Here is a 13,318-nt window from a genome sequence, read left to right as displayed (position 1 = left end):
CAGGGTTGTGCAGCTCCGGTACAACTACCGCGTGCATCCCACGCCCGGTCAGCGTCGATCGCTGGCTCAGGCGTTCGGGTGCGCGAGGGTGGTCTTCAACGACGGCCTCCGGGTGCGTCGGGAAGCCCATGCGGCGGGGCTGCCGTACGTCAAGGACACCGACTTGCAGAAGCAGGTCATCACCACCGCGAAGCACACCGGGGAACGTGCGTGGCTGGCGGATGTGTCGTCGGTGGTGCTGGTGCAGTCCCTTCGGGATCTGCACACCGCCTACCGGAACTTCTTCTCCTCGGTCACCGGCAGGCGCAAGGGTCCGAAGATCGCACCCCCTCGCTTCAAGTCGAAGCGGGACAATCGGCAGTCGGTCCGGCTCACCGCCAACGGGTTCTCCCTGCGGGACAACGGCCGTCTGTACGTGGCGAAGATCGGCGACCTTGAGGTGCGCTGGTCGCGTCCTCTCCCGGCCGCCCCGACCTCGGTCACGGTCGCCAAGGACGCCGCCGATCGGTACTGGGCATCCTTCGTCGTGGACACCGAACCGCAGATCATCGAAGACCTGGACCTCGGCGGCGGCCTGGACAGCGAGACCGGGATCGACCTCGGTCTCACCCACTTCGCCGTCCTGTCGGACGGGAAGAAGATCGACGCCCCGAAGTTCCTCCGCCAAGCAGAGCGCAGGCTCAAGCGGATGCAGAAGGCCCTGAGCCGCTGCGCGAAGGGCAGCAACAACCGGGCCAAGGCCCGCAGGAAGGTCGCGCGTCAGCACGCCCGCGTGGCCGACCGCCGCCGGGACTGGCACCACAAGGAATCCACGCGACTCGTGCGCGACAACCAAGCGCTGTACGTGGAAGACCTCGCGGTGAAGGGCCTCGCGCGGACCAGCCTCGCCAAGTCCGTGCACGACGCCGGATGGTCGCAGTTCCTTACGATGCTGGAGTACAAGACCATCAAGCACGGCCGGTACTTCGGCCGCCTCGGCCGCTTCGAGCCCACCTCTCAGGTCTGCTCCGCCTGCGGGATCAAGGACGGCCCCAAGCCGCTGTCGGTCCGTGAGTGGGCCTGCGGGGACTGTGGGACTGTCCACGACCGCGATGTCAACGCCGCACGCAACATCCTGGCCGCCGGACGGGCGGACAGGCTAAACGCCTCGCAGAGCGTAGGTAAGACCAGGGCTTCGGTCCCGGCACCGCGCGTTGAAGCAGGAACCCACCCAGACCGGCACGTTCCGGTGGTAGGAATCCAGGTCCTTTAGGGCCTGGAGGACGTCAACGAGCCCCCTTAGGAATGGCCCACCAGGATCTGCGGCCCCGGGATGTGGTCGATCACGCTGCGCAGCGCGGCCGTGTCGGAGGCAGGACCGCGAAGCGGATCGGCAGCTGCCACCACCGGGTACCCGTCCGCGCGCAGCCGCTCGATCACGCCGTCCCAGCTGGACGCATCGGCGAACGCGCCGTGCTCCAGGACGATCGTCGGCTTGGCGCCGACCGTGACGGACTCCGGAGTCGTCGCGTTCGCGATGCCGCCGAACACGGCCGTGCCCACCGCGAGACTCGTGGCCGCGGTCCACACCGCCACGCTCGCGAGGCGACGCTTCCGGGTGCTCTTGCCTTCTGCCATGGGACAGTCCCTTCGCTGATGAACGAGTAGCAACAACAACACCGACACGCCAAGCGGCTCCTGAGCCCGCCCGAGCGGGGCGGCACGCCTGTCGGTGCCCTCACTCTCGGGTCACGGCCACCGGCCGGGAATCCGTCAGATGACTGTCACCCTCGAAGTCCGCGCCTGGGCGCGGGCTGGGCCGAGGTGGCCGTCGCCGTCGGCCGCCGCCGGCGGTGTCAGTCGTCGCCCCGCAGGATGGACAGCACGCGTAGCGCTTCCAGGTAGATCCACACCAGGGTCAGGGTGAGCCCGAATGCCGCCAGCCACGACTCCTCGCGCGGGGCCCCGTCCGCGATCGCGTCCTCGATCTGCCGGAAGTCCAGGGCCAGGAAGCACGCGCCCAGGATGATGCCCGCGATGCCGAAGGCGATGCCCAGGCCGCCGCTGTCGAAGCCGAGGCCGTTGCCGGAACCGAAGGCGGAGAACAGCAGGTCGGCCGCTGTCAGCAGCAGGAAGCCGGTGGCCGAAGCCAGGACGAAGCCCTGGAACCGGCGGGTGACGCGGATCCAGCGCATCCGGTACGCGAGCAGCGTGCCGGCGGAGACCGCGAACGTGCCCAGCACGGCCTGGACCACGACGCCCGGTGCGATGTGTGTGGAGGCGGCGCTGGAGACGACGCCGAGGAAGACACCCTCGAAGGCCGCGTAGCCCAGGATCAGAGCCGGTGCGGGCCCGGGCCTGGACGTCTGGACGAGGGCCAGGACGAAGGCGATCAGGGCGGCGCCCACGGCGATGCCGTAGGAGCGGCCGATGCTGGTGGCGTCGACGGGCAGCAGGACCCACGAGAGCACCGCCGTCAGCGCCACCGTCCCCAGGGTCCCGGCCGTCCGGACGACGACGTCGTCCAGCGTCATCGCGACGTGCCCGGCCGGAGCATCCTCGAAGAGGAGCGGATCGTTGTCCTCGGGGTGGGCGCCGCCCCAGTGGGTGTCGAAGGGGTGGCCGTCATGGGAGTTCGTGCCGACGGCGACCGGCTGTGGTTGCCGGGCGCCAGGCGCCGGGAGCACGGCGCCGCGGGTGAAGCCCCTGCGGGACAGGATTGGATTGCTGGTCCTCATATCGGTCCTCCTCATACGCTGCACGTGGGAACACGTGGCTGTGGAACCGCCTCCATCGTCACCGTTCTAACCAGTAACGCGTGAGGCTGGGAAGCTCCTCCTGGCGGGGTGTCCGGCAAGCCGGTGCAGATCCTCCTGCCGTTCGGCCGCTACAGGGCGAAGTCCAGTGCGAGGCAGGGGAAGGAGAGCTCGGGCCGGTAGGCGTCGTCGTTCCCGGGATTCCGCGGACCGACCGGCCTCTCTGCAACGGTGTCCGAGTAGGGGATGCGCGCAGGCAGTTGGCCGAACCGGGCCCGGCGGGCCGCGGTCGCTTCGTCTGCCGTGTTCTCCGTGCTCATCGTCGACCTCCGCTGGGTCTGCGGCGAATGGTTCCGTCATGTTCGGATGCTGACAGCATCACGCCTCATCCGTCACCGGTCAAGGGGGTGATGAAAATCTTCCGTCAGCTGATGCGGCAGACGATGGGCCGTCAGAAGTGTGTGCACCTCGACGCATTCCCGTACGTCGGCCGCCGCCGCTCCCGGTCGCGCGGCTCAGGAACGGCCGCCGAGGCGGGGCATCGCTTCGCGATCCGGCGACCCCGACGGGGCCTCACCGACGGGTGCGACGGGCCGGTGCGGGATGACCCAATGGCTGACCGGCAGTCAAATGACCGATGTTGCCTATGCAACGCGTCGGCGACGGTGGCACCGCCGACCGGACAACATCCCACGCCCGAGCCCATGCCGGCCGGCAGTGTGGCAACACTCCAAGACCGGCTCGTGATCGTTGTCCCCGACGGCGCTCCTGCCCGCGTCAGTGCGGTCGCAGACTGATCTCGATGCGGTGGCCCGGGTGGTCGCCGCGTCCTTGTCCCGGCCGACCCAAGGACTGCCATCATGCACGAGCGCGTTCTCACTCCCCGCAACCGAGGATTCCTCTTCCTCGACTCCCACCCGGCGGGCTGCCGGCAACTGGTTGCCGACATGTGGCAGAGCTGCCCCGCCCCCGAAAGCCTGCCGACAGGCGCCGGTCCGGTGGCGCTGATCATCGGCTCCTCCGCGGGGTACGGTCTCGCGGCCACGCTCGCCGGACTCAAGCGCGCCGGAATCCGCGGGATCGCGGTGTCCTTCGAGAAGGCCGCCACTGAACGGCGCACCGCCACGGCCGGCTGGTACCGCACAGCGGCCACTGCCGACATCACCCGCACCGCCGAGCGGGACCTGGTCTTCCTCAACGGCGACGCGTTCTCCGACGCGTTGAAGGACCAGGTCTCCGACCTCATCGAGCAGCGCTTCGGCGGCAGACTGGACTACTTGATCTACTCGGTGGCCGCGCCTCGCCGCACCGACCCCGCCACCGGCGCCACGTACGCCTCCGTCCTCAAGCCGATCGGCCGGGCGAGCCGAACCAAGACGCTCCTCTTCAACGACCAGGGCGTTCCCGAGGTCCGCGACGTCGAGACCGGGCCGGCCGACGGAGACGACGTCGAGCAGACCGTGGCCGTGATGGGCGGTGCGGACTGGGAACGCTGGATCGACCACCTCGCCGGCCGGGGCCTGCTGGCCGACGGCTTCGCCACCGCGGCACTGTCGTACATCGGATCGCCGCTGACAGCGGCGATCTACCGGCAGGGCACCATCGGTGCGGCCAAGGCCGACCTGGAGGCCACCGCCCGGGCTCTGAACGAGCGGCTCGACAGGACGGTCGGTGGGCGTGCCGTGACCTCCGTCAACGGCGCCGCCGTCACCCAGTCCTCCACCGCCATCCCGGGCATCGCCCTGTACACCGGCCTGCTGCGCGGTGTCCTCGGAGCGGACCTGGTCCCGCCGATCCACCAACTCGCCTCCCTGTGGGACCAGTTCACCGGCGCCGCCCCGCTCGCCCTGGACGACGAAGGCCGGATCCGGCTGGACCTGGGAACTCGGCGACGACGTCCAGGCGGCTGTAGCCGAACGCTGGGAAGCCGCCACCACCGACACCATCGGGAGCCTCGCCGACCTCGACTGGTTCCGCGCCGAAGTCCAACGCCTCTACGGATTCTCCGTGCCGGGCGTCGACTACACCGCCGCGGTGGCCATCGACGTCCCCTGGCCCGAGCACATGTCCTGTCGGACCGCCGGCGCCACTACCGGGATGTGACCGGCAGCCAGGACGGCCTGATCGGTGCGGGTGCCAGCTCGCCCTGCACGGCGGGGGTAGGGATGCAGCCCGCGGACACCTCCACCGTCGTGAAGCGCTCGCGCGCCGGCGTGGAGCAGCTCCGCGAGGCCGGGCCCCGGGTTGGTGAAGCGGGCAGCAGGGTCGCCCAGGCGCCGAGGATCTGTTCGGCGTCCCGGAGCTCGCCGGGCGCGATGCGGCGCCGAGAGTCGGACGGGGCAGAGCCCGCTGCTCATGTCCGTCAGTGGTTGATGGCACTGCCGGCCGGTGTTGTGGGAGCATGCGCCGGTGCGTGAGCTGACTGTCCTGGGGACGTGTGGTGCCTGGCCGGAGGCCGGGCGGGCGGCGAGTGGCTTCCTGCTGGAGGCCGACGGCTTCCGTCTGGTCCTGGATCTCGGTTACGCGACGTTGCCCCGGCTGCTGGGCCGGTGCGGGGCGAGCGAGCTCGACGCCGTCGTCATCACGCACGAACACCCTGATCACTGCGCGGATCTGAGCGCGCTCTGCCGAGCGCTGCTCTTCGGCGGGGCACGGCAGGGGCGGGTGCCGTTGTACTGCCCTCCGGGGGTACTGGGGCGGGTTCAGGCCATGGAGCCGAGCGAGGAGCTCCGCGAGGTCTTCGACCCGCGTCCGCTTCCGGGGACCTACGAGGTCGGTCCCTTCCGCTTGGACGGGCGGCTCCTTCCGCACCACGTGCCGCACGCGGGAGTGCGGTTGACGGCCCCCGGCCTGACTCTGGCCTACAGCGGTGACGCCGGCCCCGACCGGGTGCTCGGGGAGCTGGCGGCCGGGGCCGACCTGCTGGTCGCCGGAGCGACCCTGCAGGGTCCGGCCACCGACCCGTACCTGCTCAGCGCGGTCCAGGCCGGTCAATGGGCCGCTCGCGCGGGAGCGGAGCGCCTGCTGCTCACGCACTTCTGGCCCGACGCCGAACGCGAGCGGTCCGTCGCGGAGGCGGGCTCCGCGTACGACGGGCAGATCGTGGCCGCGAGCGAAGGGATGGTCCTCCCGCTCTGACGTGTCGGCATCATCAAGCCGTGCCGGGGCAGTTCCGCCGGTGGGACACCATCGCCGGCTCGGTGCAGTCCGATCCGGGGAGGGTGCGGCGGGCGGTGTCGGCGTGGTGCCGGACGAGGGTGAACGGGGGATGACGGAGGGGCCGCCGGCCAGGCAGTCCGCCATCGAGACATCGCGTGCTCGGAACGGCGCTCCCGCCCGGTCGGCGCCGACACCCGGGCCGCGGACAGGCGCAAGGCTGTGAGACCTGTGGGCACGGCTTCGACGACCGTGCCCACAGGGGTGTCACGGCTTGCGTCGCCGCGATCGCCTGCGGCGGTGGCCCATGACGATGGCGACGGGGATGCCGACCAGCGCTCCGGCGTCGTACAACTGCTCGGGGTGGGCGGTCCCGTCGATCGGGCCGACGTTGGACAGCACCGTGGTCGCCCACAGGCCCATCGCTCCGATCACCGTGGCGGCACCGGCGGTTGCGAGCAGCCTGGCCCGGGAGACCCTCACGGCGATGATCGGAAGTACGACCGCCAGCAGGCCGAGGGCGGTCGTCAGTCCGGCTACCAGCAACAGGACTGCCATGGGCTGACCTCACTTCCCGTGTGAGCCGATTTCCTCATCACGTGCGGCATCCGTCGCCCGGGGCGCCGAGCGGCAACCGGGCGTGCGCGATCGAGCCGCACTCCTTCGAACTCATCGGCGACTACCAGCGAATGGTGACGACAAGAGTGACCAGAGCCACCACGAAAGCTGCTAGCCAGCTGATCGCGCTGGCGCTGCCGAGTGTGAGGGAAGCCACGAGAAAGGTCAGACCGCCGGCGCCGAGTGCGGTCAGCCAAGGCCGCCGCGTAGAGGCCGACTGAATGGGCTCGACGATCCCGAGCCGTCGTAGCCAATTGATTCGCCTGGATATGTCCGTCATCGCGTCACCAGTTTCGGATGGCGCCGATGATGCACCCGGCGGAGGCTGCCACGAAAACTCCACCCGGTGACACGTTCTTGACCCTCAGCCCGGCCTGGGCGAGCTTCGCACCGAGCGCCGCGGTTCCGCCCACGCGTGCAGCCTGGTCAGCACCGATGAACTGAAGGGTGCCGGATCCGCAGCTCTTGAACTTGTCGAAGATCGTGCCCCAGTCCCAGGAGAGGGGGTTGTACCAGGGGTCGGCGATGACGGGGAAGGCGGTGTTCCGGTTGAACTCGACGGTCTGGACGAGGGCAGTGCCGTCGACACGGAAGCCGGTGGGGACGGACTTGGCGTTCCGGTCCTTGGCCCAAGGAGCGTTGAAGATGCCGAGCGGCGTGTCGCCGTCCAGGACGAGGACGCTGCCGTCGTCGAGCTGGGTGAGGGTGGCCCCGGCGGGCAGGCCGAGGTCGAAGCGGTATTCGTGGGCGGCGGAGTTGTTGTTGATGGTGATCAGGGAGCGGACGCTGCCGTCGCCGGTGGGCTGGACCGCGAGGTCGGCGCTGGTGTTGCTGTCGGGGTAGACCGTCGTGCCGTTCACCGTGTGCGCGGAGCTGCTGCCGGTTCCGGGCAGGGTGATGGTGATGCTCGATCCGGCGGCTGTTCTCGCAGTGATGGTGCCGTCGGCGGTGGTCGGTACGGACACCGTGGTGTCGCTGGTGGCGATGGTGCCGGTGGCCTTCTCGACCGCGGCCGCGACGGACGCCGCCTCCGTGGTGCTGCTGGTGGTGGCCGCGGTGGCCGGCGGGGCGGTGGTGGCCGCGATGGCGCTGGACATGGTGAGCGCGACAGCGGCGAAGACGGTGCTGCGGAGTGTGCGACGGTTCATGAAAGGTCAATATCCTTCGTGGTCGCCACCGCGCCAAGTAGCCCATGAATGTGCCGAGCTGGTTGCTTGTGCCGGGTCTTGTGGCGGTGGTCCTGCGGTTGCGGATGTGATCTTTGCCTGCCATATCGGGCTCTGCAAGAGATTCCTCGCGCCCGATTCATAATCAGGACTCAAGTCCCTCCAATTCAAGGCCCCATGTCATCAAAGGACGTAGGTGGAGTTATCCTTCGGCAATTCCGAGGGCGTGGCGGGGGTTCTCGCGACGGGACGAATCCCGTCGAGTGACGGCACCCGGCCGGGCAGCGGTCGGGACATATGGGGTGACGTGATGTCTGCGCCGATCTCGAACGGGGGCGAACAGCACGTTCACGCGTCGGCGAGCCAACGCGATCACCGCCCAGGGTGTGGGGGCGACCTCGTTCCTGCACGGCGATCCGAAGTCCGCCACCCAGAAGGTCGGCCTCTCGCTCTCCACGCTCAACAACCCGTTCTTCGTGCAGATCCGCTCCGGTGCACAGGACGAGGCGAAGAAGCCGGGGGTGGACCTGACGGTCACCGACGCGCAGAACGACGCCTCGCAGCAGGCCAACCAGCTGCAGAACTTCACCAGTTCGAAGCTCGGCGCGATCGTCGTCAATCCGGTGGACTCCGACGCGGCGGGCAACTCCGTGGCGGCCGCGAACAAGGCGAAGATCCCGGTCATCGCCGTCGACCGGCCGCTGTTCGCCTTCGGCGGTGCAGTGTCCCCGGCGAATGGCCGGCGGCCGCCGGGTGTCGATCCTGGCGGCCCGGTGGCGGAGGGTGTCGCCGAAAGATGACATTGGTAGAGACCTCTGTCGCGAGGGTTCCCATTAGGATGCTAATCGGAATAAAACGGTCCGTTCTGTGGTCGGGTTGCGCTGCAAGCTGCGGCGGAAGTGATGCGGGAGTTCTGTGGTGACGGTGCGGGTGCTGCTGGTCGACGACCAGCCTCTGGTTCGGGCGGGACTGCGGTCGATCCTGGAGACGTGCCCGGACGTCACCGTGGTGGCCGAGGCCGGAGACGGGGCGGAAGCGCTCGCCGAGGTACGCGCGCACCGCCCGGACGTGGTGCTGATGGACCTGCGGATGCCCCGCATGGACGGTGTGCAGACGACGGCGGCGCTGGCACGTGCCGGCGACGGCCCCAAGGTCCTCGTACTGACCACCTTCAACACCACCGACCTCGTCCTGGACGCGCTCCAGGCCGGTGCGTGCGGCTTCCTGCTCAAGGACAGCGCAGCCGAGGAACTGATCGCCGCCGTGCGCGCGGTCGCCGCAGGCGGCAGCGTGATGTCGCCGAAGGCGATGGTCCGCCTCGTCGACGAGACCGCCCGACAAGCGACCGCGGGGCGCACCGGCCGGGCCCGGATCGCGGCCAGCCTCGCTCCCAGCGAGGTCGAGGTGCTCCGACTGATCGGGGAAGGCATGACCAACCAGCAGATCGCCCAGGCGCGGCAGCTGTCGGTGGCGAGCGTGAAGACCTATGTCTCCCGGATCCTGACCGCCCTGGGGCTGGAGAACCGCACCCAGGCGGCGGTCCTGGCCCACCAGGCCGGACTGTTCGCCCGCCGGCACGATCCCCTGCAGCCGCAGTGAACCCCGCCGTCACCCGTGAGACGTTCACCACCGGCACGCCCGCCGGCCGGCGCGCCCCTTGGCGGCGCGTGGTCGAGCGGCTGCGCGGGCTCGACCCCCGGGTGGCCGATGCGCTGGTGACCCTGTCGTGCGCGCTGCTGGCCATGCTGGACGCCGCGCACAAGTACCGCACCGGCGTGGTGCACGGCTTCGTCGCATCCATCGTCGTGGCCGCGTTGTGCTCCGTCACCCTGCTTGTGCGCCGCCGCCACAGCGAACTGCCGGTCCTTGCCGGCCTGTTGGCATCGATCGCCACCGACGAGCCCACCCTGCTGATCTTCGGCACCTGGGCCCTGACCCGCTGCGGCCGCCACCCCCAGGCCCTCGCCATCGCCACCGTGTCCGCCGCCTACCTGGTCACCCGCCCCATGGTCGGCACGGCCGTCATGTCCGCCGACGCCCTCTACCACCTGGCCACCGGCATCGTCCTGCCCGGCATCACCGGCGCCGTCCTGAGCCGCCACGCCCGCCTGCACGCCCTCGCCGCCCGCCAGGTCACCCACCTGCAGGCATCGGTCGACCAGGCCATCCGCAACGCCGTCCTCGAAGAACGCGGGCGCATCGCCTACCAGATGCACGACGGCCTGGGCCACCACATCGCCGTCGTCGCCCTGCACGCCGACGCCATCCGCCTCAACGCGGATCAGCCCGGCAAGGTCCGCGACAGCGCGGGCATCGTCCACGACACCGCCCGCACCGTCATGGCCGACCTCCACCACATCCTCCACCTGCTGCGCCGACCCCCCGACGGCGACGCCGGGCACCCGACGGCCGCCGCACCGGACACCGGCGGCGGGCAGGAGTCCGTCCTGCCCTTCCTCGACACCCTCGTGGCCAACCTCGCCTCCGTGGGTGTGACCGCCACCCACCGGGTGGAGGGGCACCGCCGCCCGCTGCCGGAGGAACTGCGCCAGGCCCTGCTGCGGATCGCACGGGAGGGCATGGTCAACGCGGTCAAGCACGCCCCGGGAGCCCCGATCGAACTCGTCCTCGCCTACCGCCCCGGTGAGGTCGAGCTCACCGTCGCCAACGGCAGCCCCACGGGAGCGCCCTCGGCCCCCCTGCCCGGCAGTGGCCTGGGACTGGCCGGCCTCACGGTCCTCGCCGACAAGCTCGGCGGCAGCCTTCGCCACGGTCCCAGCCACGGCGGCCACCGCCTGACCGCCACCCTCCCCGCCCCCTGAACCCCGCCCCCTGAACCCCGTCACCGGCAGCCCTGCGCGGGCAGGTCCCCGCTACCGGATTCCAGCAGGCACCCGACCGGCAGCGCCGCCGACCAGCGCCGATGCCCCGCACGTCGGTGCGGGGCATCGTGGCACGGCGGTGACGCCCGTCGCCCGGAGGGTCAGGTCAGCGGGCGAGGCGGGGGAGGAGCGCCTCGGCGTTGCCGCGGTTGATGGCTTCGGCCTGGCCGGGGGTGAAGCCCGGGTAGGTCTCCAGGAAGTGGTTGTAGTAACTGCCGGCCTCCTGCGGGGCGAAGGGCCAGTCGCTGCCGTAGAGGACGTGGCCGGGCTCGGCGAAGGCGAGCAGGGCGGGCAGGGCGGAGGGGCTGGCGGACAGGGCGGTGTCGAAGTAGAACCGCTTCAGGTCGCGCAGGATGTCCTCGGCCCTGCGCCCGCGGTCCACGACGGTGGAGGTGAGGCCTGAGAAGCGGTAGGCGGCGTAGGGAAGGAAGCCGCCGCCGTGGGACAGGATGACGCGGACGTTGCGGTAGCGGTCCATGACGCCGTTCAGCACCATGTTCAGGGCGGTGCGGGTGGTGTCGAAGACGTAGTCCGCGAGCGGGGCGGGGGTGCCGGGCAGCAGCGTCATCGGGGGCTGCGCGGGGTGGATGAAGACGTTCGCGGCGCGGCGGTCCAGCTCGGCCCACAGGGGCTCGAAGTCCGCGTCGCCGAGGTACTTGCCGTGGGCGTTGGACATGAGGACCACGCCGTCGGCCCCGAGGATGTCGAGTGCGTGGACGGCCTCGGCGAGGGCGGCGTCCACGTCGGGCAGCGGGATGCTGGCGAAGTGGCCGAAGCGGTCGGGGTTGTCCTTGACGACCTCGGCCCCGTACTCGTTGACGGCGCGGGCCAGGTCGCGGGCGTCGCCGTCGTCGCCGAGGTGGACACCGGGCGAGGTGACGGACATGACGGCGGTGGCTATGCCCTGCTGGTCCATCATCGCGATCGCGCTCTCGGGGCTCCAGGCGGGGATGGCCCAGCCGCCGGAGTTCAGGCCGCGCGCGGCCAGGGTGTCGGCCCAGACCGGCGGGACGATGTGGTTGTGGACGTCGATACGTGCGGGGAAGTCCATGATTCAAAGCCTCCTAAAGGTTAGCTTGCTAGTGAATTCATTTAGTAAGCTAACAGTCATGCGAGAGACGAGCAAGCACGAAGAGGGCGACCCCCAGGACACATCCGGGGACGAGGTCGGTGTGCGGGAGCTGGCGGAGGCCGCGGACCGGCTGTTCTATGCCATGCGCCGCGCTCGGGCGGCCACCATGGGCCGCTCCGGCACCGGATTGTCCATGGCGCAGTCCACGATGCTGGAGCCTCTGGCCGCCGACACACGGGGCGAGGGGCTGCCGGTCGGCAGGCTTGCCGTCGCCGCCGAGGTCAGCGTCCCCACCGCGACCCGCATGCTCAAGCAGCTCGAAGCGGCAGGCGTGGTCACGCGTCAACGTTCCCCGCGCGACGAGCGCCAGGTCCTCGTCCGCCTGACCGGCGACGGCGCCGACCAGCTCGCGGCGATGCGTGCGGAACTGCGGGCACGTCAGTCAGAGGCCCTGTCGCACTTCACCCCCCGGGAACGCCGCGAACTCGCCACCCAGCTACAGCGCCTCACCGAAGTCATCGGCGACACCGTCCCCCAGCCGGTCGAGGAGTAGCCCGCACGGCATCGCCCCGATCCTGACCGGCATTCGCGGGCCATCGCGGGCCACCCGCAGGTCGGTCGTCCCGTCGCCCCCACGACCGCCACCGGGAACGGGGGCGACGCGCCTTCCCCGGCCCCTAAGCGCTCGCCGTTGTTCCGTCCCCTCTCCAGCGCCCGCAGGCCTCGCCGTGTCACCGGCCCGAACAGCCGCCGGCCCCGCTGCACGTCTTCCTCTCCGGCGCCGCCGAGCCGGCCCTCGCGACGCTGCGCCCCGGCGAGCTGCTGCTCGAACTCCTGCACCGTCCACGAGCGCCGGGTGACCATGACGTCTTCCAGGCGGCAGATCAGGGCGGCGCCGTCGGTTCGGCGGCCGCCGGAGCGGCTTCGCTGCCCACGACGACCCGACATACGCGCGTCCCCAGTCGCAGGCCTGGCAGCGCGAGGTGACCGCCGAGGTCGCGGACTTCCTCGCCTAGTGGAGCAGCAGGCCGGCCAATGTGCAGCAGATCAGGATGACCGCGACCAGTACGGGGCGCCCAGTGCGGCCCGTGGGCGCCGCGGTGACCGCACACGCGGAGGCGATGGGCAGCGCGACGGACACCAGGAGGAACAGGAGGCCCGCCACCCCTTCGGGGACGCCGGCGACCATCGGCGCCCATACCAGGGCGATGACGGAGACCATCCAGGCGAACACCGTCGCCATCGCCCACGCCGCCCGGGCGGTCCACCGCTCGACGACGTCCCCGGCGTGGAAGTCGGCCCGGATCTTGCCCCAGAGACGCAGCGGGCCACGCCGCGCAGTAGCGATCATCGCCCCAGTGTCCGGGCGGACCGTTCGAACGTCAACGGTTCGCTGCTGGGCGGGGCCTGTGCGCGGCCCGGCCTCCGCGCTCGGACCGGCCGGGTCTCCGGTGTCGGATTCGGCCGTACCTAGCCCGGTCGACCTGAGCGGAGGTCGGCAGGCGGCAGTTCCGGAGCAGCCCTGCCATCTCGGCGGCCAACGGGTCATCGGGCCAGCGTGGTTCGGGGAGTTCGACTCCCACGACGGCTGCCAGGTCGCCCTCGGGGATGCCGAGGGTGCGCGCGAAGCCGGCGACCACGTCCGGAGTCGGGGGAGCGTCACCGTGGGCCAGGGTGGCGATCGTGGTC

The 13,318-nt window shown here is 70.6% G+C and carries 12 protein-coding genes and 2 pseudogenes; 7 read left to right on the top strand and 7 right to left on the bottom strand.

The genetic code is table 11. The annotated features are described in order from the left end of the window. Positions 1–7: 7 nt before the first annotated feature. On the top strand, positions 8–1,252 hold the full coding sequence (locus ACIP4P_RS23890; protein ID WP_400921460.1) for an RNA-guided endonuclease InsQ/TnpB family protein: 1,245 nt from the start codon (positions 8–10) through the stop codon (positions 1,250–1,252). Between the two features lie 26 nt (positions 1,253–1,278). On the opposite strand, the gene ACIP4P_RS23885 is transcribed toward ACIP4P_RS23890, so the two are convergent. The 3 genes from ACIP4P_RS23885 to ACIP4P_RS23875 form a co-directional block, all read right to left on the bottom strand. After that, the gene (locus ACIP4P_RS23885) at positions 1,279–1,617 is read right to left on the bottom strand and encodes an esterase/lipase family protein (RefSeq protein ID WP_400921458.1); all 339 of its coding nucleotides are present in this window, start codon (positions 1,615–1,617) and stop codon (positions 1,279–1,281) included. Between the two features lie 218 nt (positions 1,618–1,835). Then, on the bottom strand, positions 1,836–2,717 hold the full coding sequence (locus tag ACIP4P_RS23880) for a Bax inhibitor-1/YccA family protein (protein WP_400921455.1): 882 nt from the start codon (positions 2,715–2,717) through the stop codon (positions 1,836–1,838). Positions 2,718–2,866: 149 nt separating this feature from the next. Continuing rightward, entirely contained in the window at positions 2,867–3,055 is a 189-nt protein-coding gene (locus ACIP4P_RS23875) for a hypothetical protein (protein WP_400921452.1), read from the bottom strand. Positions 3,056–3,595: 540 nt separating this feature from the next. Between ACIP4P_RS23875 and fabV the strand changes: the two are divergent. Both fabV and ACIP4P_RS23865 read left to right on the top strand, forming a co-directional pair. Further along, positions 3,596–4,838 (top strand): annotated as a pseudogene (gene fabV, locus ACIP4P_RS23870) (enoyl-[acyl-carrier-protein] reductase FabV). Positions 4,839–5,144: 306 nt separating this feature from the next. Further along, a complete protein-coding gene (locus ACIP4P_RS23865) occupies positions 5,145–5,873 on the top strand; it encodes an MBL fold metallo-hydrolase (RefSeq protein WP_400921450.1) in 729 nt (242 codons plus the stop codon). Positions 5,874–6,158: 285 nt separating this feature from the next. Here ACIP4P_RS23865 and ACIP4P_RS23860 read toward each other — a convergent pair whose 3' ends face one another. Further along, the gene (locus ACIP4P_RS23860) at positions 6,159–6,449 is read right to left on the bottom strand and encodes a hypothetical protein (protein WP_400921448.1); all 291 of its coding nucleotides are present in this window, start codon (positions 6,447–6,449) and stop codon (positions 6,159–6,161) included. Positions 6,450–6,793: 344 nt separating this feature from the next. Further along, entirely contained in the window at positions 6,794–7,657 is an 864-nt protein-coding gene (locus ACIP4P_RS23855; protein ID WP_400921446.1) for a hypothetical protein, read from the bottom strand. Between the two features lie 398 nt (positions 7,658–8,055). Here ACIP4P_RS23855 and ACIP4P_RS23850 point away from each other — a divergent pair. The 3 genes and pseudogenes from ACIP4P_RS23850 to ACIP4P_RS23840 all read left to right on the top strand — a co-directional run. Next, a pseudogene (locus tag ACIP4P_RS23850) lies at positions 8,056–8,373 on the top strand (substrate-binding domain-containing protein); the annotation flags it as partial. Positions 8,374–8,593: 220 nt separating this feature from the next. Next, positions 8,594–9,274, top strand: a complete 681-nt coding sequence (locus ACIP4P_RS23845; RefSeq protein WP_400921444.1) for a response regulator — start codon at positions 8,594–8,596, stop codon at positions 9,272–9,274. Next, positions 9,271–10,497: a sensor histidine kinase gene (locus tag ACIP4P_RS23840; RefSeq protein WP_400921442.1), complete on the top strand. Its 1,227-nt coding sequence runs from the start codon at positions 9,271–9,273 to the stop codon at positions 10,495–10,497. Before ACIP4P_RS23845 ends, ACIP4P_RS23840 begins: the two co-directional genes overlap by 4 nt. 166 nt (positions 10,498–10,663) lie before the next feature. On the opposite strand, the gene ACIP4P_RS23835 is transcribed toward ACIP4P_RS23840, so the two are convergent. Beyond that, positions 10,664–11,608: an amidohydrolase family protein gene (locus ACIP4P_RS23835; protein ID WP_400921440.1), complete on the bottom strand. Its 945-nt coding sequence runs from the start codon at positions 11,606–11,608 to the stop codon at positions 10,664–10,666. Between the two features lie 58 nt (positions 11,609–11,666). On the opposite strand from ACIP4P_RS23835, the gene ACIP4P_RS23830 reads away from it, so the two are divergent. Next, positions 11,667–12,182, top strand: a complete 516-nt coding sequence (locus ACIP4P_RS23830) for a MarR family winged helix-turn-helix transcriptional regulator (protein ID WP_400921438.1) — start codon at positions 11,667–11,669, stop codon at positions 12,180–12,182. A gap of 459 nt (positions 12,183–12,641) precedes the next feature. On the opposite strand, the gene ACIP4P_RS23825 is transcribed toward ACIP4P_RS23830, so the two are convergent. Then, complete coding sequence (locus ACIP4P_RS23825) at positions 12,642–12,980, bottom strand: hypothetical protein (RefSeq protein WP_400921436.1); 339 nt, start codon at positions 12,978–12,980, stop codon at positions 12,642–12,644. Between the last annotated feature and the right edge of the window lie 338 nt (positions 12,981–13,318).

The sequence above is a fragment of the Kitasatospora sp. NPDC089509 genome, from assembly GCF_044749365.1.
In the GTDB taxonomy this organism is placed as follows: Bacteria; Actinomycetota; Actinomycetes; order Streptomycetales; family Streptomycetaceae; genus Kitasatospora.
This window is presented reverse-complemented; position numbering and strand designations above follow the sequence as displayed.

Coding starts and splice junctions, on each gene's coding strand:
- ACIP4P_RS23885 (WP_400921458.1), bottom strand. CDS start 1,617: ATGGCAGAAGGCAAGAGCACCCGGAAGCGTCGCCTCGCGAGCGTGGCG.
- ACIP4P_RS23880 (WP_400921455.1), bottom strand. CDS start 2,717: ATGAGGACCAGCAATCCAATCCTGTCCCGCAGGGGCTTCACCCGCGGC.
- ACIP4P_RS23875 (WP_400921452.1), bottom strand. CDS start 3,055: ATGAGCACGGAGAACACGGCAGACGAAGCGACCGCGGCCCGCCGGGCC.
- ACIP4P_RS23860 (WP_400921448.1), bottom strand. CDS start 6,449: ATGGCAGTCCTGTTGCTGGTAGCCGGACTGACGACCGCCCTCGGCCTG.
- ACIP4P_RS23855 (WP_400921446.1), bottom strand. CDS start 7,657: ATGAACCGTCGCACACTCCGCAGCACCGTCTTCGCCGCTGTCGCGCTC.
- ACIP4P_RS23835 (WP_400921440.1), bottom strand. CDS start 11,608: ATGGACTTCCCCGCACGTATCGACGTCCACAACCACATCGTCCCGCCG.
- ACIP4P_RS23830 (WP_400921438.1), top strand. CDS start 11,667: ATGCGAGAGACGAGCAAGCACGAAGAGGGCGACCCCCAGGACACATCC.
- ACIP4P_RS23825 (WP_400921436.1), bottom strand. CDS start 12,980: ATGATCGCTACTGCGCGGCGTGGCCCGCTGCGTCTCTGGGGCAAGATC.